The sequence below is a fragment of the Paraburkholderia phosphatilytica genome (assembly GCF_003443895.1).
Lineage (GTDB): Bacteria > Pseudomonadota > Gammaproteobacteria > Burkholderiales > Burkholderiaceae > Paraburkholderia > Paraburkholderia phosphatilytica.
This window is the reverse complement of sequence record NZ_QQOA01000034.1, coordinates 23,309-49,775: the sequence shown is the minus strand read 5'-3', so window position 1 is coordinate 49,775 and position 26,467 is coordinate 23,309. Positions and strand designations below refer to the sequence as shown.

Sequence of the window (26,467 nt, the reverse complement as noted above, 5' to 3'; positions counted from 1 at the left end):
GATGAATCGTCTTCTGCAGGCACGCTGGTTCGTGCTGTTCCTCATCGTCGTGTTCGCGCTGCCGGTGCTGCCGCATCCCGTTCATGTGCCGGAGTACTGGATCACGCTGCTCAACTACATCGGCCTCTACGCGATCGTCGCGATCGGGCTCGTGCTGCTGACCGGCATAGGCGGCATGACCAGCTTCGGGCAGGCCGCGTTTGTCGGCGTGGGTGCGTATACCACCGCGTATCTGACGACGAGCTTCGGCGTATCGCCGTGGCTCGCGCTGATCGCGGGCGTCGTGCTGACCGCGCTGATCGCGCTGGCGCTGGGCGCCGTGACGATGCGCCTGTCCGGCCACTTCCTGCCGCTCGGCACGATCGCGTGGGGGCTCGCGCTGTTCTTCCTGTTCGGCAACATGGAGATGCTCGGCAAGTACGACGGCATCAACGGCATTCCGGCGCTCGACGTGTTCGGGCTCAGTCTGGAGACCGGCCGGCACATCTACTACCTGATCTGGGTGGTCGTGCTGCTGTCGGTGGTGTCTGTTCAGAATCTGCTTAATAGTCGACCCGGCCGCGCGATCCGGGCGCTGCGCGGCGGCGGCCAGATGGCCGAAGCGATGGGCGTGAACACCGCGTGGATGCGCGTGGTGATCTTCGTCTATGCGGCCGTGCTGGCGGCGGTGTCGGGCTTCCTGTACGCGCATCTGCAGCGGGCGGTGAATCCGACGCCGTTCGGGCTGAACCACGGCATCGAGTACCTGTTCATGGCGGTGGTGGGCGGCGTATCGCATGTGTGGGGAGCGGTGGTCGGCGCTGCGATCCTCACGCTGCTGCAGGACTACCTGCAGACGCTGCTGCCGAAGCTGCTGGGCGAGAACGGCAACTTCGAGGTGATCGTGTTCGGCATCGTGATGGTGCTGCTGCTGCAGTACGCGCGGCAGGGCGTGTGGCCGTTCGTGGCGCGCCTGTTCCCGCGCGGTCCGCGCGCGCATGTGCCGGACAACGCCGAGCCATTGCCGCAACGCAGCAAACCGACGGCGGGCGAGACGCTGCTCGTGGTCGACAAGGCGCGCAAGCAGTTCGGCGGTCTGGTCGCCGTGAACGACGTCAGCTTCGAGGTGAAGGCAGGGCAGATCATCGGACTGATCGGGCCGAACGGTGCCGGCAAGTCGACGACCTTCAATCTCGTCACGGGTGTGCTGCAGGCAACCAGCGGCACGGTCACGTTCCGCGGCGAGCGCATCGATGCGCTCAATTCACGTGAAATCGTCAAACGCGGCATCGGCCGGACGTTCCAGCACGTGAAGCTGTTGCCGGGGATGACGGTGCTCGAGAACGTCGCAATTGGCGCGCATCTGCGCGGTCATGCCGGCGTCTGGCGCAGCGTCGCGAAGCTGAACGCGGCCGAAGAGGGCCGGCTGATGGCCGAGGCGGCGCGGCAGATTCGCCGCGTCGGGCTCGAGCAGCATATGTACGACGAGGCGGGCAGTCTCGCGCTCGGGCAGCAACGGATTCTCGAAATCGCGCGGGCGCTGTGCTGCGACCCGACGCTACTGCTGCTCGACGAGCCGGCCGCCGGGCTGCGCTATCAGGAGAAGCAGCAACTGGCAACGCTCTTGCGCAGGTTGAAGGAAGAAGGGATGAGCGTGCTGCTCGTCGAACACGATATGGACTTCGTGATGAACCTGACGGATCGGCTGGTCGTGATGGAGTTCGGTACGCGGATTGCCGAAGGCTTGCCGCAGGAAGTGCAGAACGATCCGGCCGTGCTCGAAGCGTATCTGGGCGGGGTGGAATGATGGTCGCGACGACGGAGGCAAAGGTGGACGTGGACGGCGTGCCGATTCTCGAAGTGCGCGGGCTCTCGGTGCGTTACGGGAAGGTCGAAGCACTGCACGGGGCGGCGATCAAGGTGGCGCCCGGGCAGATCGTGTCGGTGATCGGCCCGAATGGTGCCGGCAAGTCGACGCTGCTCAATGCCGTGATGGGCTCGCTTCCGGTGACGGGGCATGCGGCAGGCACGGTCCTGTATCGCGGCGAAGACGTGAGCGGCATCGCGGTGGAAAAGCGGGTTGCGCGGGGAATGTGTCTCGTGCCCGAGAAGCGGGAGCTGTTCGCGACGATGACGGTAGAGGACAACCTGGTGCTGGGCGCTTACCGCCGGAAGCGGGCAGGCGAGCGCAACTTCCTCGATCAGCTGGACCCGGTGTTCGAGCTGTTCCCACGGCTCAAGGAGCGGCGCAAGCAGGCGGCGGGAACGCTGTCGGGTGGCGAGCGCCAGATGCTGGCGGTGGGGCGCGCGTTGATGGGCAAGCCCGATCTGTTGATGCTGGACGAGCCGAGCCTCGGATTGGCGCCGCTGATCGTGAAAGAGATCTTCCACATCATCAGCGCGCTGCGGCAGACGGGTGTGGCGACGCTGCTGATCGAACAGAATGCGCGGGCGGCGCTGCAGATCTCGGACTACGGCTACGTGCTGGAAACGGGCGAGCTGGCGCTGGAAGGTGCAGCGAATGAATTGGCGCAGAATCCTCGTGTGATCGAAACGTACCTGGGGCTGACCAAGAAAGTCGCCTGAGGCGAGTCCTCGTGTAAAGGCAGGGCAGAGCGGCGTGTTTCACGTGAAACACGCCGCTTTTTTGTTGTTGGCCATTCGGACGTAAATCGGGCCGAAAGCGAACCCGCTATAATTTCGGCAATCCACTACTTCAAAAAGGTCCGCGCGATAGTTGCGCGGGATCCGCAATGCTTTTCCCAACTGAATTCGACGTCATCGTCGTTGGCGGCGGACACGCCGGCACCGAAGCCGCCCTCGCTTCCGCCCGTATGGGCGTGAAGACGCTTTTGCTTACCCACAACATCGAGACGTTGGGGCAGATGAGCTGCAACCCGTCGATTGGCGGCATCGGCAAAGGGCACCTGGTCAAGGAGGTCGACGCATTGGGCGGCGCGATGGCTGCTGCCACCGATGAGGCCGGTATCCAGTTCCGCATCCTGAATTCGTCGAAAGGTCCGGCCGTGCGCGCGACGCGCGCGCAGGCGGATCGTCTGCTGTATAAGCAGGCGATCCGCAGCCGTCTGGAGAATCAGCCGAACCTGTGGCTGTTCCAGCAGGCGGTCGACGATCTGATGGTGGAGGGCGATCGCGTGGTTGGCGCGGTGGCGCAGGTCGGCATCCGCTTCCGCGCGCGCGCCGTTGTGCTGACGGCGGGGACGTTCCTCGATGGCAAGATTCACGTCGGGCTGAACAACTACACCGGCGGTCGCGCGGGCGATCCGGCTGCGGTGTCGCTGTCGTCGCGTCTGAAGGAACTGAAGCTGCCGCAAGGGCGCCTGAAAACCGGCACGCCGCCGCGCATCGACGGTCGCACGATCGACTTTTCGAAGCTCGAGGAGCAGCCGGGCGATCTCGATCCGATTCCAGTGTTCTCGTTCCTCGGGCGCGTGGAACAGCATCCGCGACAAATGCCTTGCTGGGTCACGCACACCAACACGCAGACGCACGACATCATCCGCAGCGGCCTGGATCGGTCGCCGATGTACACCGGCGTGATCGAGGGCGTCGGGCCGCGCTATTGCCCGTCGATCGAGGACAAGATCCATCGGTTCGCGTCGAAGGAATCGCACCAGATTTTCCTGGAGCCGGAAGGCCTGACGACGAACGAGTTCTATCCGAACGGAATCTCGACGAGCCTGCCATTCGATGTCCAGTTAGACCTCGTGCGGTCGATGCGCGGGCTCGAGCATGCGCATATCCTGCGGCCTGGTTACGCGATCGAGTACGACTACTTCGATCCGCGCGGGCTGAAGGCGTCGCTGGAAACGAAGGTGATCAGCGGGCTGTTCTTCGCGGGCCAGATCAACGGTACGACGGGCTACGAAGAAGCCGCGGCGCAGGGCCTGCTGGCCGGTATCAACGCCGGCCTGCACGTGCAGGACAAGGACGCGTGGTGCCCGCGCCGCGATCAGGCTTACCTGGGCGTACTGGTCGACGATCTGGTGACGCGTGGCGTGTCCGAGCCGTACCGGATGTTCACGAGCCGCGCGGAATACCGGCTGAGTCTGCGCGAAGACAACGCCGATATGCGCCTGACCGAGATCGGCCGGGAGCTGGGCGTCGTGGATGACTTCCGCTGGAAGGAATTCAGCCACAAGCGCGACGCCGTTTCACGTGAAACAGAGCGCCTCCGCACGACGTGGGTGAACCCGAAGACGCTGTCTGCTGAAGAGGCGACCGGGTTGCTCGGCAAGTCGATCGACCGCGAGTACAACCTCGCGGATCTGCTGCGTCGTCCAGGCGTGTCGTACGACGGCGTCTGTGGTCTGCGAGAGGGCGCTTGCCGTCCTTCGGAATCGCTCGCTGATGATGAAGTGCTACTCGCCCAGATCAAGGAACAGGTCGAGATCGGCATCAAGTATCAGGGCTATATCGATCGCCAGGCGGATGAAATCGAGCGCAACGAAGCGCACGAAAACACGCGGATTCCTGAGGGGCTGGACTACGCGGAAGTGCGCGGCCTGTCGTTCGAGGCGCGTCAGAAGCTGACGCAGTTCCGCCCGGAGACGATCGGTCAGGCATCGCGTATTTCGGGTATCACACCCGCGGCGATCTCGCTGCTGATGGTTCACCTGAAGCGCGGCCTTGGCCGGCGCGCCGTTCCGCCGGCGGGTGATGCCGGCAGCGGCTCCGCGTCGGCGGCGCAATGACGGGGCGCCAACGGAGCTCGTCCGTAGACGCCGACACGCGGGCGACGCTCGCCTCATCGCTCGCGGATGGCGTGCGGGCACTGGGCGTCGCGCTCGACGACGCGCAACAGGGCAAACTACTCGACTATGTCGCGCTGCTGGCCAAGTGGAACGCGGTCTACAACCTGACCGCGATCCGCGATCCTCGCCAGATGCTGATCCAGCACATCCTCGATTCACTGGCCATCGTGCCACATCTCGCCGGCCGAGGCGCATCGTCCGCGCTCGACGTCGGCTCGGGCGGCGGGCTGCCGGGCATCGTGATGGCGATCGCGCTGCCTGACTGGTCGGTGACGACGAACGACATCGTCCACAAGAAGACCGCGTTTCAGTCGCAGGTGAAGGCTGAGCTTGGGCTGACGAATCTGCACGTGGTGACGGGGCGTGTCGAGACGCTGCAGCCGGGCGTCGAAGTGCCGGAGAAATTCGACGTTATCGTTTCCCGCGCTTTCGCGGAGATGGCCGATTTCGTTACACTGGCGCGTCACCTCGTGGCAGACGGCGGCGCGATCTGGGCGATGAAGGGCGTGCGCCCGGACGGCGAAATCGAGCGGCTCCCGGCTGGCGCGAAAGCCGTGCGCGTGATTCGTCTGGAGGTGCCGATGCTCGACGCGGAGCGCCATCTCGTCGAAGTGGCAGTCAACGACGCGAAGCCAGCGATTTGAGTCGCCACTTCCGAACCGAACAACACCATCCAGCAGCACAAAGGGACACACCAACGATGGCAAAAATCTTCTGCGTTGCGAACCAGAAGGGGGGCGTCGGCAAGACGACCACCGCGGTGAATCTCGCGGCGAGCCTCGCATCGCAGGGACAGCGGGTACTGCTCATCGATCTCGATCCACAGGGCAACGCGACGATGGGCAGCGGCATCGACAAGGCAGCCGTCGAAAACACCATCTACGAAGTGCTGGTCGATGGGGTGTCGGTGGCGGACGCGCGCGTCAAGCCCGAGGCCGTTTTGTATGACGTATTGCCGGCGAATCGCGAGCTGGCGGGCGCGGAAGTCGAGCTGGTCAGTGTGCAGAATCGCGAGAAGCAGCTGAAGGCGGCGCTCGCGCACGTCAGCGACGACTACGATTTCGTGCTGATCGATTGTCCGCCGGCGCTGTCGCTGCTGACGCTGAACGGGCTGTGCGCGGCGCATGGCGTCGTGATCCCGATGCAATGCGAGTACTTCGCGCTCGAAGGCCTGTCGGACCTCGTCAACACGATCAAGCAGGTTCACGCGAACCTGAACCGCGAGCTGAAGGTGATCGGTCTGCTGCGCGTGATGTTCGATCCGCGGATCACGCTGCAGCAGCAGGTGTCCGATCAGCTCAAGGAGCACTTTGGCGACAAGGTGTTCGACGTCGTGATTCCACGCAATGTGCGGCTCGCCGAGGCGCCGAGCTACGGCTTGCCGGGCGTGGTATTCGATCGTGCGTCGCGCGGCGCGCAGGCGTACGTGCAGTTCGGCGCGGAAATGATTGAGCGGGTGCGCGCGCTGTGACGCGTGCTCTTAACCAGGTTGTCTGAGGAAGCACGATGAACGCAGTCGCTAGAAAGAAGGGTTTGGGCCGTGGTCTCGAGGCATTGCTGGGCGGCAGCCCGGACATCGCCGAAGCGGTGAAGATTGCCGGCGCGCCCAACGTGCTTCCGCTCGACAGGATGCAGGCCGGCAAGTACCAGCCGCGCACGCGGATGGACGAGGGCGGGCTGCAGGAACTGGCCGCGAGCATCCGCGCGCAGGGCGTGATGCAGCCGATCCTCGTGCGCCCGATCGGCGAGGATCGCTACGAGATCATCGCCGGCGAACGGCGCTTCCGCGCGGCGCGCATGGCGGGTCTCGACGAAGTGCCGGTGCTGGTGAAGGACGTCCCGGACCAGGCCGCGGCGGCGATGGCGCTGATCGAGAACATCCAGCGCGAGGACCTGAATCCGTTGGAAGAGGCGCAGGGCATCCAGCGCCTGCTCGACGAATTCAACTTCACGCACGAGCAGGCGGCGGAGTCGGTTGGACGCTCGCGTAGCGCGGTGTCGAACCTGCTGCGCCTGCTGAATCTCGCCGCGCCGGTGCAGACGATGCTGCTGGCCGGCGACCTCGACATGGGCCATGCGCGTGCGCTGCTGGCGGTCGACGCCGCGACGCAGATCACGCTCGCGAACCAGGTGGTCAACAAGCGGATGTCGGTGCGCGAGACCGAGAAGCTCGTCAACGCCACGACGAAGGCCACGCCGGCGACCAAGGCACGTGCGAACCAGGACGGCGGCCGCGACACGCGCCGTCTCGAGGAAGAGTTGTCAGACCTGCTGGCCTCGACGGTCAAGATCAAGCTTGGCCGGCGTGGACGTGGGCAACTCGTGGTCGACTTCGGCGACCTCGATGCACTCGAAGGCATCCTGGCGCGGCTGCGCGGCAACGCCACGACGGTCTGAGCGCGGCCGCATGACGTCCAGCACCCGGCCATCGTCCGGTAGCGGCGCGCCGCGCGCCATTCGTTCTATCGCAGCGCTGGCGGCGAAGGAGCCGGTGCTGTCCGTTCTCGTCGTGGCGCTGATCGCGCTGCAGATCTTTCATCCGAAGCCCTGGCGTTCGCTGCCGTCGCTCGTCGACTGGCAAACGGTGATGACACTCGCAGGACTCCTGATCTTGACGAAAGCCGTCGAATCGTCAGGATTCCTGATGTGGATGGCGCATCGCGTCGTGCACCGGATTCATTCTGTGCGTGCGCTTGCCTATCTGCTGGTCGCGCTCGCGGCCGCACTGTCGACGCTGTTGACCAACGACGTCGCGCTGTTCGTCGTCGTGCCCTTGATGCTGTCGCTGCACCAGCTGACGCCGTTGCCGCTCAAGCGGCTCGTCATCTTCGTCGCGATCGCGGTGAATGCTGGCTCGATCCTCACGCCGCTCGGGAATCCTCAGAATCTGTTTCTGTGGGCGACGAGCGGCGTATCGTTCGGCGCTTTCGTCGTTGCGCTGGCGCCGCTGTGCGCCGCGCTGATGGTCATGCTGTTCGCGCTGTGCCAGGTGAGCTTTCGCGGCGATCCGCTTGACCTGTCGGGCGATACGGAGCCGCATGCCGTCGAATGGCCGATGTTTGGCGTAACGGTCCTGCTGTTCGCATCGTTCGTGACGCTCGCGGATGCGCACCGGCCAGGCATCGGGCTCGCGGCGCTCATCGCCGGTTTTCTGATCTGGCGACGCCGGGTCGTGATGAAGATCGACTGGCTGCTGCTGCTGATCTTCGTGTTCATGTTCATCGTGCTGCGCAGTGTGGCCGCGCTGCCGTGGGTGCACGACACGATCGGGCACATCGGCCTCTCCACGCCGTTGTCCGCGTACGCAGCGGGCGCGATCCTGTCGCAGGCGATCAGCAACGTGCCCGCCGCGATCATGCTCGCGCAGTTCTCGCACGACTGGCGCGCGTTGGCGTTTGGCGTGAGCGTCGGTGGCTTCGGCATTGCGATCGGCTCGCTCGCGAATCTGATCGCCGTGCGCCTCGCGAAAGAGCGGGGCATGTGGCTGCCATTCCACCTCTTTTCGATCCCGTTCTGGCTCGTTGCGGGCGCGGTTGGCGGCTGGCTGCTGTTGCATTTTTGAGACGGGCCAGGCGGGCTCGGCAGGCGTCCGGAACGCTCTGAACCCGTCCGCATAAGCGTGCATTTCGCCGTGCACCCTGCGAGTGCCGCGACCCTCTTACAATTGCCCGAATAGCGTGCACTAGCACGCTTTTTCCAGCATATAAAGCGCCGTTTCACCCAGGCGATCGACACCCGTAAAGTCTTGAATCGCCTGCAACTATCGCTTACAATCGCCCGGATTTATTAGCTAGGCAAACCCGTAAGCGGTGCGTAAGCTCGCGGGCTGGAACAGGACTTTGCGGAACACGCGATGGCGAGTCAGACGCCGGACAATCGGCAAGACAATCACCGCGCAGCACGCACTGATTCCGAGGCTTTTGCCGGTCAGCGCGACGACGTCGCGCATGACGACTGGGATGCCGGGCTGCAGGATAACAATATCGTTCCGCTCACGCGGGCTGAAGCCGAAAAGCTCTTCGGTCCAAACGTGAGTCGTCCATCGCGCGTCACACCTTTTCGGGTGGTGGTCGCGCAAATGGTTTTGTCCCTGGTTGCTTCGCTGTTGTGGTGGCTGTTTTACAAGCCGCCGGGCGCTGCTGCGCTGTCGGCGTTGTTAGGAGGAGCGATCTGCTGGGTGCCCGGTGCGTTGTTCGCGGCACGTCTGAGGAAGTTGACGGGCGCCGAAACCGTGATGAGCTGGATGATCGGTGAGGCGTTCAAGATGGGCGCCACGATTGCGATGTTTATTGCCATCGCATTCTGGTATCACGATGTGTGCTGGGTTCCGCTGCTCGTGACATACCTCGTCGCACTGAAGACGTACTGGATTGCACTGGCCTGGCGGTGAACGGTAGAAGGCGGTAGGAGACGTTAGGAGATATCCGGCGCGGCGGCGCCGGCAAGAACAAAGGCGCGTGGTTCCGAGCGGAACCGCGCAGGCACGGTCCCGCGAAGCCGGGAACGGCCCGATACGATTTTCGACAATTTGGGTGGCATTAACGATATGGCAGCTAGCGAAGGAACGCGCCCTCTGGATCCCTCAGAGTACATTGCGCACCACTTGCAGAACTTCTCCACCGCGCACCAGACGTCGATCATCGACTTTCACGTCTGGAATCTGGACACGCTGTTCTGGTCGATCCTGTGCGGCCTGGTCACGCTCCTGATTCTGCGACTCGCAGCCCGCAAGGCAACGCCGGGCGTTCCCGGCCGCTTCCAGTGCGCGATCGAGATGCTCGTCGAAATGGTCGAAGACCAGTCGAAGTCCATCATCCACGGCAACCGTACGTTCATCGCGCCGCTCGCGCTGTTCGTGTTCGTGTGGGTTGCGCTGATGAACTCGCTCGACTTCATCCCCGTCGACCTGCCGGGCCGCGTGATCGGCTGGCTCGGTCTGTCGGGCATCATCTCGCACCATCGCATCGTCCCGACGGCGGATCTGAACGGCACGTTCGGCATCGCGCTCGGCGTGTTCGTGCTGATGATCTACTACAACCTCAAGATCAAGGGCCCCGGCGGCTTCGTGCACGAGCTGCTGTCGGCTCCGTTCGGCTCGCACCCGCTGCTGTGGATCCCTAATCTCGCACTCAACATCATCGAGTTCGTCGCGAAGACGGTTTCGCTCGCACTGCGGCTGTTCGGCAACATGTACGCGGGTGAGCTGCTGTTCCTGCTGATCGCCCTGCTGGGCAGTCTGTGGACCTTCGGCGCGGACACGACGGTGCTGGGCTTCATCGGCCACATCATCGCTGGTACGGTCTGGGCGATCTTCCACATCCTGATCGTCCTGCTGCAGGCGTTCATTTTCATGATGCTGACGCTGGTGTACATCGGCCAGGCACACGACTCGCACTAACCGCGCGGGTCACGCAACGCTTTGAAGTATCCGGTTTTACATTTTTATAAATCCCAGTTCCAAAGTCTTTTCACAAAGGAGTGATCATGCAAGCTTTCATCGCCAACATCCAGGGTCTGACCGCCATCGGTATCGGCATCATCATCGGCCTGGGTGCTATCGGCGCCTGTATCGGTATCGGCCTGATGGGTGGCAAGTACATCGAAGCGTGCGCGCGCCAGCCGGAACTGATGAACCCGCTGCAAACCAAGATGTTCCTGCTGGCTGGTCTGATCGACGCGGCGTTCCTGATCGGCGTCGGTGTGGCAATGCTGTTTGCGTTCGCGAACCCGCTGCTGTCGAAGCTCGCAGGCTGAGGTTCCTCGGAAGTTTGCACCTGATCTATAACAGATAGGTGCAGGGTGGAACGGGTGCCAGGCGCTGATCGGACGTACGTCGATGAGCGCCTTGCCGTTTCAGGTTCCGATAAAGCAACGTTTAAGGAAACACCGTGAATCTCAACGCAACCCTGTTTGCGCAAATGGTCGTGTTCCTGATCCTCGCGTGGTTCACGATGAAGTTCGTGTGGCCGCCGTTGGTCAACGCCCTCGACGAGCGCTCGAAGAAGATCGCGGAAGGTCTGTCCGCAGCCGAAAAGGGCAAGGCGGAACTCGAAGCCGCTCACAAGCGGGTCGATCAGGAACTGACGCAGGCTCGCAACGACGGTCAGGCGCGTATTGCCGACGCCGAGAAGCGTGCCGTGCTGGTCGCCGACGAAATCAAGGCGCAGGCGCAGGCCGAAGCAGCGCGCATCGTCGCGCAGGCGAAGGCGGATGCGGATCAGCAGGTCGTGAAGGCGCGCGAAGCGCTGCGTAACGAAGTCGCTGCTCTCGCTGTGAAGGGCGCCGAACAGATCCTGAAGCGCGAAGTCGACCAGTCGGTGCATGCCGATCTGCTGAATCAACTCAAAGCCGAGCTCTGATCATGGCCGAACTTGCAACCATCGCCCGTCCGTACGCAGAAGCGCTGTTTGGCGTAGCCGAAGCTGGTGACATCGCCGCCTGGTCCACGTTCGTGCAGGAACTGGCCGAGGTTGCGCGTCTGCCCGAAGTGCTGTCGATCGCCACGAGCCCGAAAGTGAGCCGCGCGCAGATCAGCGATCTGCTGCTCGCCGCGGTCAAGTCGCCGCTCAAGGACGATGCGCAGGCGAAGAACCTGGTCCAGATGCTGGTCGACAATCATCGTCTGCCGCTTCTGCCGGAAATCGCCACGCAATTCGAAGAGCTGAAGAACGCCCGCGAAGGCGCGGCCGATGCGCTGGTAGTCAGCGCATTCCCGCTCGAAGGCCAGCAGTTGAACGACCTCATCGCGAGCCTCGAACGCCGCTTCAAGCGCAAGCTGAAGCCGACCGTCGAAGTCGACTCGTCGCTGATCGGCGGCGTGCGCGTCACGGTGGGCGACGAAGTGCTCGATACCTCGGTCCGCGCGCGGCTCGCCAGCATGCAGACGGCGCTCACCGCCTGACACGCATAGCGGCTGGCACGCAACAGAATTGACTATCAGGAGCGAATAATGCAACTCAATCCCTCTGAGATCAGCGAGCTGATCAAGAGCCGGATCCAGGGCCTTGAAGCGAGCGCAGACGTTCGCAACCAGGGCACTGTGATTTCCGTGACCGACGGTATCGTGCGTATCCACGGCCTGTCGGACGTGATGCAAGGCGAAATGCTCGAATTCCCGGGCAACACCTTCGGCCTCGCGCTGAACCTCGAGCGCGACTCGGTCGGCGCGGTGATTCTAGGTGAGTACGAACACATTTCGGAAGGTGACATCGTCAAGACGACGGGCCGCATTCTCGAAGTGCCGGTGGGTCCGGAACTGGTCGGCCGCGTGGTCGATGCACTCGGCAACCCGATCGACGGCAAAGGCCCGATCAACGCGAAGATGACCGACGCGATCGAAAAGATCGCTCCGGGCGTGATCTGGCGTAAGTCGGTGTCGCAGCCGGTGCAGACGGGTCTGAAGTCGATCGACTCGATGGTGCCGATCGGCCGTGGCCAGCGCGAGCTGATCATCGGCGACCGTCAGTGCGGCAAGACCGCGGTGGCCGTCGACGCGATCATCAACCAGAAGGGCAAGGACCTGATCTGTATCTACGTCGCGATCGGCCAGAAGGCTTCGTCGATCATGAACGTGGTCCGCAAGCTCGAAGAAACCGGCGCGATGGCCTACACGATCGTCGTGGCGGCATCGGCGTCGGAATCGGCCGCGATGCAGTACCTCGCGCCGTACGCCGGCTGCACGATGGGCGAATACTTCCGCGACCGCGGCCAGGATGCGCTGATCGTCTATGACGACCTGACGAAGCAGGCATGGGCGTATCGCCAGATCTCGCTGCTGCTGCGCCGCCCGCCGGGCCGTGAAGCGTACCCGGGCGACGTGTTCTATCTGCACTCGCGTCTGCTCGAGCGTGCTGCCCGCGTGTCGGAAGAGTACGTCGAGAAATTCACGAACGGTGAGGTGAAGGGCAAGAGCGGTTCGCTGACGGCACTGCCGGTCATCGAAACGCAGGCAGGCGACGTCACGGCCTTCGTTCCGACGAACGTGATCTCGATTACCGACGGCCAGATCTTCCTGGAAACCGACCTCTTCAACGCAGGTATCCGCCCGGCAATCAACGCTGGTGTGTCGGTGTCGCGCGTTGGTGGTGCGGCTCAGACGAAGGTTGTGAAGAAGCTGTCGGGCGGTATCCGTACCGACCTCGCGCAGTATCGTGAGCTCGCAGCGTTCGCGCAGTTCGCGTCGGACCTCGACGAAGCGACCCGCAAGCAGCTCGAGCGCGGCCGCCGCGTGACGGAACTGCTGAAGCAGCCGCAATACCAGCCGCTGCAGGTGTGGGAACTGTCCGTGTCGCTGTTCGCGGCGAACAACGGCTACCTCGACGATCTGGAAGTGTCGCAGGTGCTGGCGTTCGAAAAGGGCCTGCGCGAATACCTGAAGTCGAGCCACGCTGACCTCGTGAAGCGCATCGAAGACACCAAGGACTTGTCGAAGGACGACGAAGGCGCGCTGCATGCCGCTCTCAAGGACTTCAAGAAGTCGGGCGCCTATTGATCATCCGCGAAGTCACAACCGGAGCTTGAAGCAGCGCGGCCGCCGTATCGATTGATTCACCCGGTACGCGCGCGCTGCTTCGATCCGCTGTGCAGGGGGCCTGAGTAAGCGCCAAAGCGCTAACTGAGGCCTACAAGGAGCAAGCAATGGCTGGAATGAAGGAAATTCGCGGCAAGATCAAGAGCGTGCAAAACACGCGCAAGATCACGAAAGCGATGGAAATGGTCGCGGCATCGAAGATGCGCCGCGCCCAGGAGCGCATGCGCGCTGCCCGTCCGTATGCCGACAAGGTCCGCGACATCGCTGCGCACATGAGCCGTGCCAACCCCGAGTATCGCCATCCGTTCATGGCGGAGAACGAAGGCGCGAAGACGGCCGGCCTGATCCTCGTCACGACGGACAAGGGCCTGTGCGGCGGCATGAACACGAACGTGATGCGCGCGTCGCTCCAGAAGTTCAAGGAGCTCGAAGGCCAGGGCAAGACGATCGAAGCCACGGCCATCGGCGGCAAGGGTCTTGGTTTTCTGAACCGTCTGCACGCGAAGGTGGTGTCGCAGGTCACGCATCTGGGCGACACGCCGCACCTCGAAAAGCTGATCGGTGCGGTGAAGGTTCAGCTCGACCAGTACTCGGAAGGCAAGATCTCCGCGGTGTATCTCGCGTACACGCGCTTCGTCAACACGATGAAGCAGGAAGCGGTGATCGAGCAGCTGCTGCCGTTGTCGGCGGAAGACTTCGAGGCGAAGGACGAGGACCGGACGACGCCGAACAGCGCGTGGGACTACATCTACGAGCCGGATGCGCAGACCGTCGTCGACGAACTGCTCGTGCGTTATGTCGAAGCGCTGGTCTATCAGGCCGTCGCGGAAAACATGGCGTCGGAACAGTCGGCCCGGATGGTCGCGATGAAGGCCGCGTCGGACAACGCGAAGACGGTGATCAACGAACTGCAGCTCGTGTACAACAAGAGCCGGCAGGCCGCGATCACGAAGGAACTGTCGGAAATCGTCGGCGGCGCCGCTGCGGTTTGACGATCGGCCGGGCGGCGGCACCAACCTGCCCGGCGCAAATCGCAAGCTGACCGCGTGGTCGAGCGCCTCGAAACTGCGCCCTTGCGCGAGTGAAGAATCAGGTATCTAAAGGAAAAGCGATGAGTACAACTGCTTTGGTCGAAGGCAAGATCGTACAGTGCATCGGCGCGGTGATCGACGTGGAATTCCCGCGTGAACACATGCCGAAGGTGTACGACGCCCTCATTCTCGAAGGCTCGGAACTGACGCTCGAAGTCCAGCAGCAGCTGGGCGACGGCGTGGTCCGCACGATCTGTCTGGGCGCATCGGATGGTCTGCGCCGCGGCGTGATCGTGAAGAACACGGCGCAGCCGATCAGCGTGCCGGTCGGCAAGCCGACGCTCGGCCGCATCATGGACGTGCTGGGTCGTCCGATCGACGAAGCCGGCCCGATCACGAGCGAAACGAAGCGCTCGATCCACCAGAAGGCGCCGAAGTTCGACGAGCTGTCGCCGTCGACGGAACTGCTCGAAACCGGCATCAAGGTTATCGACCTGATCTGCCCGTTCGCGAAGGGCGGCAAGGTGGGTCTGTTCGGCGGTGCTGGCGTGGGCAAGACCGTGAACATGATGGAACTCATCAACAACATCGCGAAGGAACACGGCGGTTACTCCGTGTTCGCCGGTGTGGGTGAGCGTACCCGCGAAGGGAACGACTTCTATCACGAAATGAAGGACTCGAACGTTCTGGACAAGGTCGCGCTGGTGTACGGCCAGATGAACGAGCCGCCGGGAAACCGTCTGCGCGTCGCGCTGACCGGTCTGACGATGGCCGAGCACTTCCGTGACGAAGGTCTGGACGTGCTGTTCTTCGTCGACAACATCTACCGTTTCACGCTGGCCGGTACCGAAGTGTCGGCACTGCTCGGCCGTATGCCGTCGGCAGTGGGCTATCAGCCGACGCTGGCTGAAGAAATGGGCAAGCTGCAGGAGCGCATCACGTCGACGAAGACCGGCTCGATCACGTCGGTGCAGGCCGTGTACGTCCCTGCGGACGACTTGACCGACCCGTCGCCGGCTACGACCTTCGGCCACCTGGACGCAACCGTCGTGCTGTCGCGTGACATCGCGTCGCTGGGTATCTACCCGGCCGTGGACCCGCTCGACTCGACGTCGCGCCAGATCGATCCGAACGTGATCGGCGAAGAGCACTACACGATCACGCGCGGCGTGCAGCAGACGCTGCAGCGCTACAAGGAACTGCGCGACATCATCGCGATTCTGGGCATGGACGAACTGTCGCCGGAAGACAAGCTGTCGGTCGCGCGCGCTCGCAAGATCCAGCGTTTCCTGTCGCAGCCGTTCCACGTCGCTGAAGTGTTCACGGGTTCGCCGGGCAAGTACGTGCCGCTGAAGGAAACGATCCGCGGCTTCAAGATGATCGTCGAAGGTGAGTGCGATCATCTGCCGGAACAGGCGTTCTACATGGTCGGCACGATCGACGAAGCCTTCGAGAAGGCCAAGAAGATCCAGTAAGTGTGAGAGCGGGCGCTGGCGCGTAGAGCGCTGGCGTCCACGAACGACACTAGGAGTCGACAATATGGCAACTATCAAGGTAGACGTCGTCAGCGCGGAAGAGCAGATCTTCTCGGGCCAGGCGAAATTCGTCGCGCTCCCGGGCGAAGCGGGCGAGCTCGGCATTCTGCCGGGCCACACGCCGCTCATCACGCGGATCCGTCCGGGTGCGGTGCGTATCGAAGCGGAAAGCGGCGAAGAAGAGTTCGTGTTCGTCGCGGGCGGCATTCTCGAAATCCAGCCGGGCGCGGTGACGGTTCTGGCCGACACGGCAATCCGCGGCAAGGATCTCGACGAAGCGAAAGCCGAGCAGGCTCGCAAGCGCGCCGAAGAAGCGCTGCAGAACACGGGTTCGAACCTCGAGTACGCAACCGCCCAGGCGGAACTCGCGTACGCGACGGCGCAACTCGCGGCAATCCAGCGCTTGCGCAAGCTTCGCGGTCAGCACTGAGCACTGAGAACTCGCTCAACGCCGAACGCGCAGCAGGAAAAAGCAGCCCTCGAGGCTGCTTTTTTTTTCGCCCGCCGGTTTCGTCAGTACAGGGCGCGCGTCAAGGCGCGGCATTTCACCGATGTGTCGGCGGCGCGAATCGACGGCTTGGTATTTTCCTGAAGTTGACGTTTACGGAAAGGTAAGCACAATAAGCGCTGCTTCGCCGGTCGCAAGCTGCGGGTAAGACTCGATGTTTCGGGGCTTCCCCGGTGGCAGAATCGGCGTCACATGGCCGCGAGAACAAACAGGAACGGTGAGCGGTTCCATTCATCCGGAGACGGACGGAGACACACCATGACCACCGATGTCGCAGGTGATTTCGCAGGTGCCTTGATCGAACCGAAAGACGGCCGCTCGTACGTGCGCGGATCGACGGAGATCCCGCTCAGCGACGCGAGCATCGCGCGCTTTCTGCTCGACACCGCCGAACGTTTTCCCGACCGTCCTGCCGTCGTGTTCCGCGAACAGGGCATCCGCTGGACGTGGCGCGAGTTCGCGAACGAGGTGGACGTGCTTGCCGCCGGCTTACTCGCGCTCGGCGTAGAGAAGGGCGATCGCGTCGGCATCTGGTCGCCGAATCGCGTCGAATGGCTGCTCACGCAGTTCGCGACGGCCCGCATCGGCGCGGTCCTCGTCAACATCAACCCGGCGTACCGGCTCGCCGAACTCGAGTACGCGCTGAACAAGGTCGGCTGCAAGGCGATCATCTCGGCGGAGCATTTCAAGACGTCGATGTATCTGCAGATGCTGCAGGAGCTGGCGCCCGAGCTGGCCACCGCCGAGCCCGGCAACCTGCGCGCCGCGCGGCTGCCCGACCTGCGCATCGTGATCCGCATGTGCGATACCGAAACGCCCGGCATGCTCACGTTCTCCGATGTGATCGAACGCGGCCGCGTGTCGCTCGATGTGCCGAAGCTCGACGCGATCTGCGCGACGCTCGATGCGCACGAACCGATCAACATCCAGTTCACGAGCGGCACGACGGGCAATCCGAAAGGCGCGACGCTCACGCATCGCAACGTCGTCAACAACGCGCGCTACATCGCGATGGCGATGCGCCTCAGCGAGCAGGACGCGTTGTGCATTCCAGTGCCGCTCTATCACTGTTTCGGGATGGTGCTGGCGGTGCTCGCATGTGTGTCGGTGGGCGCGAACATGGTGTTCCCCGGCGAAGCCTTCGACCCGGGCGCGACGCTCGCCGCTGTGTCCGAAGAGCAGTGCACCGCGCTGCACGGCGTGCCGACGATGTTCATCGCCGAACTCGATCATCCGGACTTCGCGCGCTACGACCTGTCGCGGCTGCGCACCGGGATCATGGCGGGCTCACCGTGTCCGATCGAGACGATGAAGCGCGTCGTGTCGCAGATGCACCTGAGCGAAATCACGATCGCATACGGCATGACGGAAACGAGCCCGGTCTCGTTCCAGAGCTCGACGGCCGATCCGCTCGACAAACGCACGACCACCGTCGGTCGCATTCAGCCGCATCTCGAAGTGAAGGTCATCGATGCGCTCGGCAATATCGTGCCGGTCGGCGAGACGGGCGAGCTGTGCACCAAAGGCTACTCGGTGATGCGCGGCTACTGGGGCGACGATGCGAAAACGCGCGAGAGCATCGTCGACGGCTGGATGCACACCGGCGACCTCGCGACGATCGACGCCGATGGCTACTGCAATATCGTCGGACGGTTGAAAGATATGCTGATTCGCGGCGGCGAGAACATCTATCCGCGCGAGATCGAAGAGTTTTTGTTCAGGCATCCGAAGATTCAGAGCGTGCAAGTGTTCGGCGTGCCCGATGCGAAATACGGCGAGGAGGTGTGCGCGTGGATCGTGCTGCGCGCCGGCGAACATGCCACCGACGAGGACATCCGCGGCTTCTGCCAAGGGCAGATCGCGCACTACAAGATTCCGAAGTACATCCGCTTCGTCGACGAACTGCCGATGACGGTCACGGGCAAGGTACAGAAGTTCGTGATGCGCGAGCGGATGATCGCCGAATTGCATCTCGGCGTCCAAAAGACCGCATAAACGGACACCGGTGGGACGCTGATGCGCTGCGCGGATCATGCGCAGCGCATGCACGCATGCATCGATGCGCCGCAGCCGCGACGCACATTCACCAGGCAGGAGAGGGGAGAGAGACACCGCGTATGCGCGGGTCGGAGGACAACGCCTGCCTGTCCAACGAGTCAAGAACGAGTCGAAGAACGCCGCAAACGTTTGACCGGAAGAAAAAAAAGCGGGCCTGGAGCCCGCTAAAAACCACACGCTACGGGGTTAGCGCGAGGAGACCAATTGAGGAGCCGGCAAAGGACATACGTATTGACGCCGGTACGGCCCCAGCAAGGATGCCCCTTCGCAGGGCTTCGGCAAAAGCCGACCGGCGACGCGTCGTATCCGCTCACACCACGCGCAGCCACATCCGTGTTGAAACCGTTGAGGGCATTGTGGGCGAATTGCCTGGGGTTCGCGGTAACAAAGTGTTTCAGGTTGTAACGCCCGCCAGACAAGGCTCCGCGGGATTTTTTGCCATCCTGACGAGTTTAAAACGTCAATTTTACCTGGGCGTTTTTCAGGTCTTTTTCGACCCCATTGGATTCCTCTGGAGTCCTTGCTCAGGCATACTTCGCGCGGGTTAGTCGGATTGAATAACATCGCACGAACGAGCGGCCATGTGTCCCTCGAACGCGGGCGCCTTTACCGGCCCCGACGACACGCACCTTTCAAATAACGGATCGTCATCAATGAACGAGCGCGCGAAACTAAAGCGCATATTGGAGCGAGACAAAGTGATCGCGGTAGTAGGGTTATCGCGGCAACCATATCGACCGAGCCATTCGGTATCGGTCTATATGCAGTCGCACGGCTACCGGATCGTACCGATCAACCCCGCGTATTCGAACGATACCGCGGGCGTGCTTGGCGAGCGCTGCTACGCGACGCTGCAGGACGCCAGCGCATCGCTTGCCGGGGAAGGTGTGGCCATCGAAATGGTGGACGTGTTCCGGCGTTCCGACGAAGTCGCGGCAATCGTCGACGATGCGATCAGCATCGGAGCGAGGTCGCTATGGCTGCAGCTGGGCGTGATTGATGATGCATCGGCGAAGCGCGCGGAACTCGCCGGGCTCGATGTTGCGATGGATCGCTGCGTGATGGTCGAGCATGGCCGGCTCATCGGCACCGCGCAGCGCATCAATGCGCCCGCGCCGCGGCTGCCGCAGATGTAGCGCGCGACCACGTATGCGTCCCGCATCGCGCGCAGAAAGCGCGGCCAAGCGGGACGCGCAGGCAACGTGCAGGCAACCTCAGCGCGAAATACGCGATGAGGTTGCCCCGTGCATCACTTCAGCCACTTGTCCCAGATCGTCTGATATTCGCCGGACGCCTGCGCGAGATGCAGCCACTGGTCGACGTACTGCTGGAACACGACGTCGCCGCGCGGCAGCAGCCACGCTTTCTCGCCATACTGGAACGGCTTGTCCGGATGCACGGAGCACAGGCCTGGATTCAGCTTCTGCTGCAGCAAGGTCTCCGAAGCATCGGTCACCATCACGTCGGCCTTCCCCGCGAGGATCTGCTTGAAGATCGTCACGTTGTCCGGATAAATGGTCAGATTCGCGTGCGGGAAGAACGCCTTCGCGAAGCGTTCGTTGGTGCCGCCCGGGTTGGAGATCACGTGCACCGACGGCTGATCGATCTGCGCGACCGTCTGATATTTGTCGACGTCCGCGCAGCGCACGATCGGCGTCTTGCCGTCCACCGCGTACGGTTGCGTGAAGAACGCGCGGCGCTGACGGTCGAGCGTCGTCGATACGCCGCCCACGCCCACGTCGCACTTCGAGACAAAGTCGTCCATCAGGTGAGACCACGTCGTCTTCACGAACTCGACCTTCACCCCCAGCGACTTCGCGAGCGACTGCGTGAGGTCGATATCGATGCCTTCGAACTGACCGTCCGGCCGATAGTACGAATAGGGTTTGTAATCGCCCGTCGTGCAGGCGCGCAGCGTGCCGCGAGACAGGATCTCGTCGAGACGCGACTGCGCGGCGGAGGCGGGCGCGGGAGCCGGCGCGTCGGTTTGCGCGTGCGCGGCGCCGGCGAGCGAGAACGAGCAAAGCACAGCCAGTACGATTCTTTTCATTGGGTCTCCGAGGGCGTGGGCGGTGGTGCAAGCTGCATGAAACCTTCCGCCGCCGATGATAGCGGTCCATATCGCCGTTGAACATTGGCGCTCGCGAGGGTGTGCGACGCTGTACCGCACGCGCGCGACGGCCGCGGCGCCAAACCAGACCGCCCGATACCGCCGATCAGCCCAGCCGCCGCGGCCCCCGTCCGGTAAAATGCCCCTTTGCTCCCGGTTGCATCCCGCACTTCCCGCTTTCTGTCTGCACGGATCCAAGTGGCTCATACCCTGCTCAACGACACCTTCCTGCGCGCACTGCTGCGTCAGCCGACCGACTACACGCCGATCTGGCTGATGCGTCAGGCGGGCCGCTATCTGCCCGAGTACAACGCGACGCGCGGCCGCGCCGGCAGCTTCCTCGGCCTCGCCAAGAATCCCGCTTACGCGACCGAAGTCACGTTGCAGCCGCTCGACCGTTATCCGCTCGACGCCGCCATTCTGTTCTCCGACATCCTGACCGTACCGGACGCGATGGGCCTCGGCCTCGAGTTCGCCGCTGGGGAAGGGCCGCGCTTCGCCAGGCCGGTACGCACGGAAGACGACGTCGCGCGCCTCGCCGTGCCGGACATCGATGCCACGCTGCGCTACGTGACCGACGCCGTTCGCGAAATCCGCCGCGCGCTCACCGATGCGCAAGGCCGCCAGCGCGTGCCGCTGATCGGCTTCTCGGGCAGTCCGTGGACGCTTGCGTGCTACATGGTGGAGGGTGGCGGCTCGGACGACTTCCGCACGGTCAAGTCGATGCTCTATAGCCGCCCCGACCTGATGCGCCGGATTCTCGACATCAACGCGCGGGCCGTCGCCGCCTATCTGAACGCTCAGATCGAAGCGGGCGCGCAGGCCGTGATGATTTTCGACACGTGGGGTGGCGCACTGGCCGATGGCGCCTACCAGGCGTTCTCGCTCCACTACATCCGCGAAGTCGTGTCACAGTTGAAGCGCGAGCACGATGGTGCCCGCGTGCCGGTGATCACGTTCACGAAGGGTGGCGGGCTGTGGCTGGACGAGATCGCCGATTCGGGCGTCGACGCGGTCGGGCTCGACTGGACGATGAATCTCGCGAAAGCCCGCGAGCGGGTGGGCGGCAAAGTCGCGTTGCAGGGGAATATCGACCCTTCCGTACTGTTCGCGCCGCCGTCGACGATCCGCATCGAAGCGCGCGCGGTGCTGGACAGTTTCGGCAACCACCCGGGGCACGTGTTCAATCTCGGGCACGGCATCTCGCAGTTCACGCCGCCCGAACACGTGGCCGAACTGGTGGACGAAGTGCACCGGCATAGCCGCGCAATCCGCGCCGGTGCGGCGTCGGGCAGTGGCGCCACGCGCTGAGCGGGCTGCTGCGACGCAGCACGCTGGGCTCTGCGCGTTGGGGTCGCGTATCCGGATTTTCCCCGGCGGCAAGGGCTTCCCCGAAAGTCAAGACTTGACTTATGCACATTGCTCTCGTTGCGGCGCGGTAGAGGGTCCGGTCATCCCCAAACACTTGCAAGTTGCGTGCACATCTGATGAACGCCTTGACAGACAAGGCTTCGCGAGATTGTCTGGGGAATGTGCGGTCTCCCGCATAAGGTCCAGATGGCGCGGATCCCGGGCCGGCAAAGGCGAGTTCTCAACAAAGTTATCCACAGGCTGGCGGGGCGACACGGAATTGTTCCGGCGAATTCAAAACTTAGCGAACGAAGCTAGGATTTACCTTAAGTTTCGGCGCCAACTCATGGTCAGCCGGTCCGCGCGGCTGTGTCCCCATCAGTGTCCGCATTCACGCCAGCTCGTCCGCCCGTGACTGACCTGTTTGTCCGCGTCGCGCTCGATCATCCGCTCCCGACGCTCTTTGACTACCGCTACGACCGCGACGCGCTCGGCGCCGAGCCTCAGCCAGGCATGCTGGTGAGCGTGCCGTTCGGCCGGCGCAACGCGGTGGGGCTGATCTGCGAAGTGACCGTTCACAGTGACGTGCCGGACGACCGGCTGAAGCCGGTGAGCGTGGTCTGCACGACCTGCCCGCCGCTGTCGCCGGAATGGCTCGAACTCACCGCATTTGCCGCCGATTACTACCAGCGCGGACTCGGCGAAGTCGCGTTGCCAGCGTTGCCGCAGGCGCTGCGCGATGCGACGCGCTGGGCGCGCCTGTTCGCGCCACAGGAGCATTATCGCCTGCTGCCCGCCGGCCGCGACGCGTTGCCCGCCGCACTGCCGGCGCGGGCGGCCGCGTTGCGGCGCCTCGCCGAAGCGCTCGCCGCCGCGGACACGCTGCCGGCGGCGGACGCCCGCGCGCTCCATCCGAAAGCGACCGCGACGCTGCAAAGCTGGCAGGCGTCGGGCTGGGTTGCGCTCGAAACCGTGGACGCGGCGACCTCACCATTCAATGCCAACCACGCCTCCAGCGGAAGTGAGCCTTCGCTACCCACGCTCACCGACGAGCAGAACACAGCTATCGAGGCGATCCTCGAAGCCGGCGGCTTTGCGTCGTTCCTGCTGCACGGTGTGACCGGCAGCGGCAAGACGGAGGTCTACCTGCGCGCGCTCGCCGCGCTGCTCCACGCGCAACCGGATGCGCAGGCGCTCGTGCTCGTACCCGAGATCAATCTCACGCCGCAGTTCGAAGCCGCGTTCCGTGCGCGCTTCGGGGCGCTGTCGCCGGATGCGATCGTCACGCTGCACAGCGGTCTCGCGGAAGGCGAGCGCGCGCGCAACTGGTTCGCCGCGCACACCGGCCGCGCGCGGATCGTGCTCGGTACGCGACTCGCAGTGCTCGCGTCGTTGCCGCGGCTCGCGATCGCCGTCGTCGACGAGGAGCACGACCCCGCGTACAAGCAGCAGGAAGGCTTGCGCTACTCCGCGCGCGATCTGGCCGTGTGGCGCGCGAAGCAGCTCGGCGTGCCGGTCGTCCTCGGCTCGGCGACGCCGTCGCTGGAAAGCTGGTGGCAGGCCGATCAGGGCCGCTACCGGCGCCTCACGCTATCGCGCCGCGCCATTGCCGAGGCGACGCTGCCCACGGTTCGCCTGATCGATCTTGAAGAGGAGCGGCGCCGCGGCCGCGCGTCGTTCGAAGGGCTGTCGGGTCCGCTCGTCGCTGCGCTCAAAGCGCGCGTCGAACGTGGCGAGCAAAGCCTCGTGTTCCTGAACCGCCGCGGCTACGCGCCGGTGCTTTCGTGCGATGCGTGCGGCTGGGTGGCGGGCTGTCCACGCTGCAGCGCCTACGTCGTGCTGCACAAGCCCGAACGCGCGATGCGCTGCCACCATTGCGGCTGGGAATCGCGTATTCCGCGCTCGTGTCCGGAATGCGGCAATGTCGATATCGCGCCACTCGGGCGCGGCACGCAGCGCGTCGAAGAGGCGCTCGCGAGCGCGGTGCCGGGTGCGCGTGTGCTGCGCATCGATGCCGACAGCACGCGCCGCAAAGGCAGCGCGCAGGCGCTTTTTTCGGACGTGCACGCGGGCGAGGTCGACATCCTCGTCGGCACGCAGATGATCGCGAAGGGACACGACTTCCGGCGCGTGTCGCTGGTCGGCGTGCTCAACGCCGACACCGCGCTCTTTTCGCACGACTTCCGCGCGAGCGAGCGGCTGTTCGCGCAACTGATGCAGGTGAGCGGCCGCGCGGGCCGCGCCGGGCTGCCGGGCGAAGTGCTGGTGCAGACGCGTTACCCGCGACATGCGCTGTACTACGCGCTCGGCCGGCACGACTACGTCGGCTTCGCGAACTCGACGCTCGGCGAACGCCGCGATGCGCATCTGCCGCCGTTCGTCTATCAGGCGTTGCTGCGCGCCGAAGGCCGTACGCTGGAGCAGGCGCTCGCATTCCTGAAAGCGGCGCAGGACGCGCTCGCCGCGATCCCCGCCGCCGAACGCGTGACGGCCTACGACGCCGTGCCGATGACGATCGTCAAGGTGATGCACGTGCACCGCGCGCAACTGCTGGTGGAAAGCGCATCGCGGGCCGCGCTGCAGGCGACGCTGCGCGCGTGGCAGCCTGTTCTGCGCACGCTGAAGGGCGTGCTGCGCTGGAGCCTCGAAGTCGACCCGCTCGACATCTGAGCTTCGCCCGCGCGAAGCCGTCCGCATGACATATCCCTTGCGGTCATATCGATAGAGCGAAAGGTCGTTTCGTTTCCCGAACGGGTTTGACTATAGTGCGCCCCAACGGCGCCCGTTTCCTGCGGACTGCACAACAATTTCCAGATGTTTGAGCAGGGTTGGCCGCGCCATCGCACTCAAGTCGCACTCAAGTCGTACTCAACTACGGGGGCATCCGCGATGAGCGATCACCACACCTTGCCGGCCGGTTCGCAGCCGGCCACGCCGACCGACACCACACGCGGCCTGCGCGGCGGTGGTCTCTTTTCCACCGAGGACTGGTGGGCCGTCTGGATCGGCCTGCTCGTGATCGTGATTGCGTGGGCGCTTTTCGCGTCGGGCAGCAGCATCAAGTGGATCGCGGTCGCGCCGGCGAAGTGGTCGAGCGTGCCGGCGGCCGCGAAAGATCTGGCCGCGCATCTGCCGAACTACGTAGCGCTCTTCGTGCTGTTCGCCGTGCTGTTCAGCGTGAGCCTCGCCGCGCTGAAGCAGCGCGTCGCGCACTTCCTGCCGTCGTTCGCGATCCTGTTCGTCGTGTCCGTGCTGATCTTCGAGCTCGGCGCATGGGTCGACGCATCGAAGTACAACCTCGAGCCGCCGCTCGTCGCGCTCGCGCTCGGTCTCCTGATCTCGAACCTCGTGCCGCTGCCTGCGTGGTTCCAGGCCGGGCTGCGCGTCGAGTTCTACATCAAGGTCGGCATCGTGCTGCTCGGCGCGACGCTGCCGTTCACGCTGCTCGTCTGGGCCGGCCCCGTGGCGGTCGGGCAGGCGACGATCGTCTCGCTCGTCACGTTCTTCGTGATCTTCTTCGCGGCCAAATCGCTCGGTCTCGATCAGCGTTTTGCAGCGGTGCTCGGCGTGGGCGGCGCGGTCTGCGGCGTGTCGGCGGCCATCGCGATTGCGGGCGCCGTGCGCGCGAAGCGCGAGCAGGCATCGGTGGCGATCACGCTCGTGATCCTGTGGGCGATCGTGATGATCTTCGCGCTGCCGTTCGCATCGCGTTCGCTCGGCCTGCCGACGGGCGTCGCGGGCGCCTGGATCGGCACATCGGAATTCGCGGATGCCGCGGGCATCGCGGCCGCGCAGGCCTATGGCGATTTCGCGAAACAGGCGGGCGGCGCGATCGTCGGCGCGCCTGAAGCGTCGCTACAGGCGTTCACGCTGATGAAGGTGGTGGGCCGCGACATCTGGATCGGCATCTGGGCGTTCCTGCTCGCGATCGTCGCGACGACGCGCTGGGAGACTGCGGATGGCGTCAGGGGAAAGGCGGACGCGGGCGAGATCTGGGCGCGCTTCCCGAAGTTCGTGATCGGCTTCGTGATCGCCTCGGCGCTCGTCACGTGGATCGCGAGTCACTACACGCTCGCGGACTACCGGAAGATCGTGACACCGCAGTTCGTCGCGCCGATCACGGCGTTGCGCACGTGGGCGTTCATCTTCTGCTTCTTCAGCATCGGGCTGACCACGCGTTTCCGCGCACTGTCGGCGACCGGCTTCAGGCCGTTCGTCGCGTTCACCGCGGGCGTGGTGGTCAATATCGCGATCGGCTATGCGCTGTCGGCGCACGTGTTCGCGCCGTACTGGCGTAGCCTGGGGCTGGGGTCGTGAGGGAAATGAATCCGGTGCTAAAGCGCGTGCTCGTAGTGGCCAGGCCGCGGAAAGGCATCGCGGCGACCGAAACACGCGCTCGCTGCGCCGCCTGCCGGCATCGCGCCGACGAACGGCAGGAACTGGAGCAACGCGTTGCGGGCCTGGTGGTGTTCGGGTCCGGCTTCGGCGCGAGCATCGCGTCGAGCCGTCTGTGCCGGTTGCACGACCGGCTCGTGTCGCCGGACGATACGTGCGGCGAGTTCAACCCCCGCGGCTGAGCGCACTTCAGCCA

At 64.1% G+C, this 26,467-nt stretch carries 23 protein-coding genes; 22 read left to right on the top strand and 1 reads right to left on the bottom strand.

What is annotated here, in order from left to right:
* The first annotated feature begins 1 nt into the window (after position 1).
* From DVS29_RS27890 to DVS29_RS27800, 18 genes are all read left to right on the top strand, one after another.
* Positions 2–1,786, top strand: a complete 1,785-nt coding sequence (locus DVS29_RS27890; RefSeq protein ID WP_118183766.1) for a branched-chain amino acid ABC transporter ATP-binding protein/permease — start codon at positions 2–4, stop codon at positions 1,784–1,786.
* Positions 1,787–1,815: 29 nt separating this feature from the next.
* On the top strand, positions 1,816–2,565 hold the full coding sequence (locus DVS29_RS27885) for an ABC transporter ATP-binding protein (protein WP_420816171.1): 750 nt from the start codon (positions 1,816–1,818) through the stop codon (positions 2,563–2,565).
* A gap of 167 nt (positions 2,566–2,732) precedes the next feature.
* A complete protein-coding gene (gene mnmG / locus DVS29_RS27880; RefSeq protein ID WP_118183764.1) occupies positions 2,733–4,694 on the top strand; it encodes a tRNA uridine-5-carboxymethylaminomethyl(34) synthesis enzyme MnmG in 1,962 nt (653 codons plus the stop codon).
* On the top strand, positions 4,691–5,398 hold the full coding sequence (rsmG, locus tag DVS29_RS27875) for a 16S rRNA (guanine(527)-N(7))-methyltransferase RsmG (RefSeq protein ID WP_118183763.1): 708 nt from the start codon (positions 4,691–4,693) through the stop codon (positions 5,396–5,398). The genes mnmG and rsmG overlap by 4 nt, the downstream gene beginning before the upstream one ends.
* 56 nt (positions 5,399–5,454) lie before the next feature.
* Positions 5,455–6,225, top strand: a complete 771-nt coding sequence (locus tag DVS29_RS27870) for a ParA family protein (RefSeq protein ID WP_118183762.1) — start codon at positions 5,455–5,457, stop codon at positions 6,223–6,225.
* A gap of 35 nt (positions 6,226–6,260) precedes the next feature.
* Positions 6,261–7,151, top strand: a complete 891-nt coding sequence (locus DVS29_RS27865; RefSeq protein ID WP_118183761.1) for a ParB/RepB/Spo0J family partition protein — start codon at positions 6,261–6,263, stop codon at positions 7,149–7,151.
* A 10-nt stretch (positions 7,152–7,161) separates the two neighbouring features.
* Positions 7,162–8,316 (top strand): SLC13 family permease, encoded by a 1,155-nt coding sequence (locus tag DVS29_RS27860; RefSeq protein ID WP_118183760.1) that lies wholly within the window; start codon positions 7,162–7,164, stop codon positions 8,314–8,316.
* Between the two features lie 291 nt (positions 8,317–8,607).
* Positions 8,608–9,144, top strand: coding sequence for an ATP synthase subunit I (locus tag DVS29_RS27855; protein WP_118183759.1), 537 nt, complete (start codon positions 8,608–8,610; stop codon positions 9,142–9,144).
* A 156-nt stretch (positions 9,145–9,300) separates the two neighbouring features.
* Positions 9,301–10,152: a F0F1 ATP synthase subunit A gene (gene atpB, locus DVS29_RS27850; RefSeq protein ID WP_118183758.1), complete on the top strand. Its 852-nt coding sequence runs from the start codon at positions 9,301–9,303 to the stop codon at positions 10,150–10,152.
* Positions 10,153–10,238: 86 nt separating this feature from the next.
* Positions 10,239–10,508, top strand: a complete 270-nt coding sequence (atpE, locus tag DVS29_RS27845) for a F0F1 ATP synthase subunit C (protein ID WP_007180033.1) — start codon at positions 10,239–10,241, stop codon at positions 10,506–10,508.
* Between the two features lie 134 nt (positions 10,509–10,642).
* Positions 10,643–11,113, top strand: a complete 471-nt coding sequence (locus DVS29_RS27840) for a F0F1 ATP synthase subunit B (RefSeq protein WP_118183757.1) — start codon at positions 10,643–10,645, stop codon at positions 11,111–11,113.
* Positions 11,114–11,115: 2 nt separating this feature from the next.
* Positions 11,116–11,655, top strand: coding sequence for a F0F1 ATP synthase subunit delta (locus tag DVS29_RS27835; protein ID WP_118183756.1), 540 nt, complete (start codon positions 11,116–11,118; stop codon positions 11,653–11,655).
* A 48-nt stretch (positions 11,656–11,703) separates the two neighbouring features.
* Positions 11,704–13,245 carry a F0F1 ATP synthase subunit alpha gene (gene atpA, locus DVS29_RS27830; RefSeq protein WP_118183755.1) on the top strand — a complete coding sequence of 514 codons (1,542 nt, stop codon included), beginning with the start codon at positions 11,704–11,706 and terminating at the stop codon, positions 13,243–13,245.
* Positions 13,246–13,391: 146 nt separating this feature from the next.
* Positions 13,392–14,276, top strand: coding sequence for a F0F1 ATP synthase subunit gamma (gene atpG, locus DVS29_RS27825; RefSeq protein WP_118183754.1), 885 nt, complete (start codon positions 13,392–13,394; stop codon positions 14,274–14,276).
* A gap of 119 nt (positions 14,277–14,395) precedes the next feature.
* Entirely contained in the window at positions 14,396–15,790 is a 1,395-nt protein-coding gene (atpD, locus tag DVS29_RS27820) for a F0F1 ATP synthase subunit beta (protein ID WP_118183753.1), read from the top strand.
* A gap of 64 nt (positions 15,791–15,854) precedes the next feature.
* A complete protein-coding gene (locus DVS29_RS27815) occupies positions 15,855–16,280 on the top strand; it encodes a F0F1 ATP synthase subunit epsilon (RefSeq protein WP_118183752.1) in 426 nt (141 codons plus the stop codon).
* 336 nt (positions 16,281–16,616) lie between these two features.
* Positions 16,617–18,353, top strand: a complete 1,737-nt coding sequence (locus DVS29_RS27810; protein ID WP_118183751.1) for an AMP-binding protein — start codon at positions 16,617–16,619, stop codon at positions 18,351–18,353.
* Between the two features lie 644 nt (positions 18,354–18,997).
* A complete protein-coding gene (locus DVS29_RS27800) occupies positions 18,998–19,552 on the top strand; it encodes a CoA-binding protein (protein WP_338069348.1) in 555 nt (184 codons plus the stop codon).
* A gap of 113 nt (positions 19,553–19,665) precedes the next feature.
* Here the strand turns inward: DVS29_RS27800 and DVS29_RS27795 are convergent, their stop codons facing one another.
* On the bottom strand, positions 19,666–20,466 hold the full coding sequence (locus tag DVS29_RS27795) for a transporter substrate-binding domain-containing protein (protein WP_118183748.1): 801 nt from the start codon (positions 20,464–20,466) through the stop codon (positions 19,666–19,668).
* 258 nt (positions 20,467–20,724) lie between these two features.
* Here DVS29_RS27795 and hemE point away from each other — a divergent pair, with 258 nt between their 5' ends.
* The 4 genes from hemE (at position 20,725) to DVS29_RS27775 (ending at position 26,453) form a co-directional block, all read left to right on the top strand.
* Positions 20,725–21,837, top strand: coding sequence for a uroporphyrinogen decarboxylase (gene hemE / locus DVS29_RS27790; RefSeq protein WP_118183747.1), 1,113 nt, complete (start codon positions 20,725–20,727; stop codon positions 21,835–21,837).
* Positions 21,838–22,287: 450 nt separating this feature from the next.
* Positions 22,288–24,546 carry a primosomal protein N' gene (locus tag DVS29_RS27785; protein ID WP_205962524.1) on the top strand — a complete coding sequence of 753 codons (2,259 nt, stop codon included), beginning with the start codon at positions 22,288–22,290 and terminating at the stop codon, positions 24,544–24,546.
* A gap of 219 nt (positions 24,547–24,765) precedes the next feature.
* Complete coding sequence (locus DVS29_RS27780; protein WP_118183746.1) at positions 24,766–26,193, top strand: YeiH family protein; 1,428 nt, start codon at positions 24,766–24,768, stop codon at positions 26,191–26,193.
* Positions 26,194–26,198: 5 nt separating this feature from the next.
* Positions 26,199–26,453 carry a hypothetical protein gene (locus DVS29_RS27775; RefSeq protein ID WP_240655815.1) on the top strand — a complete coding sequence of 85 codons (255 nt, stop codon included), beginning with the start codon at positions 26,199–26,201 and terminating at the stop codon, positions 26,451–26,453.
* Positions 26,454–26,467 lie beyond the last annotated feature (14 nt).

Bases quoted from the DNA above. Each gene is read 5' to 3' on its own strand.
- DVS29_RS27780 (WP_118183746.1), top strand. From the start codon at position 24,766: ATGAGCGATCACCACACCTTGCCGGCCGGTTCGCAGCCGGCCACGCCG.
- atpE (WP_007180033.1), top strand. From the start codon at position 10,239: ATGCAAGCTTTCATCGCCAACATCCAGGGTCTGACCGCCATCGGTATC.
- DVS29_RS27810 (WP_118183751.1), top strand. From the start codon at position 16,617: ATGACCACCGATGTCGCAGGTGATTTCGCAGGTGCCTTGATCGAACCG.
- DVS29_RS27890 (WP_118183766.1), top strand. From the start codon at position 2: ATGAATCGTCTTCTGCAGGCACGCTGGTTCGTGCTGTTCCTCATCGTC.
- DVS29_RS27870 (WP_118183762.1), top strand. From the start codon at position 5,455: ATGGCAAAAATCTTCTGCGTTGCGAACCAGAAGGGGGGCGTCGGCAAG.
- DVS29_RS27800 (WP_338069348.1), top strand. From the start codon at position 18,998: ATGTGTCCCTCGAACGCGGGCGCCTTTACCGGCCCCGACGACACGCAC.
- mnmG (WP_118183764.1), top strand. From the start codon at position 2,733: ATGCTTTTCCCAACTGAATTCGACGTCATCGTCGTTGGCGGCGGACAC.
- DVS29_RS27865 (WP_118183761.1), top strand. From the start codon at position 6,261: ATGAACGCAGTCGCTAGAAAGAAGGGTTTGGGCCGTGGTCTCGAGGCA.
- atpA (WP_118183755.1), top strand. From the start codon at position 11,704: ATGCAACTCAATCCCTCTGAGATCAGCGAGCTGATCAAGAGCCGGATC.
- atpB (WP_118183758.1), top strand. From the start codon at position 9,301: ATGGCAGCTAGCGAAGGAACGCGCCCTCTGGATCCCTCAGAGTACATT.
- DVS29_RS27855 (WP_118183759.1), top strand. From the start codon at position 8,608: ATGGCGAGTCAGACGCCGGACAATCGGCAAGACAATCACCGCGCAGCA.
- DVS29_RS27835 (WP_118183756.1), top strand. From the start codon at position 11,116: ATGGCCGAACTTGCAACCATCGCCCGTCCGTACGCAGAAGCGCTGTTT.
- atpG (WP_118183754.1), top strand. From the start codon at position 13,392: ATGGCTGGAATGAAGGAAATTCGCGGCAAGATCAAGAGCGTGCAAAAC.
- DVS29_RS27815 (WP_118183752.1), top strand. From the start codon at position 15,855: ATGGCAACTATCAAGGTAGACGTCGTCAGCGCGGAAGAGCAGATCTTC.
- rsmG (WP_118183763.1), top strand. From the start codon at position 4,691: ATGACGGGGCGCCAACGGAGCTCGTCCGTAGACGCCGACACGCGGGCG.
- DVS29_RS27775 (WP_240655815.1), top strand. From the start codon at position 26,199: ATGAATCCGGTGCTAAAGCGCGTGCTCGTAGTGGCCAGGCCGCGGAAA.
- DVS29_RS27860 (WP_118183760.1), top strand. From the start codon at position 7,162: ATGACGTCCAGCACCCGGCCATCGTCCGGTAGCGGCGCGCCGCGCGCC.
- atpD (WP_118183753.1), top strand. From the start codon at position 14,396: ATGAGTACAACTGCTTTGGTCGAAGGCAAGATCGTACAGTGCATCGGC.
- DVS29_RS27795 (WP_118183748.1), bottom strand. From the start codon at position 20,466: ATGAAAAGAATCGTACTGGCTGTGCTTTGCTCGTTCTCGCTCGCCGGC.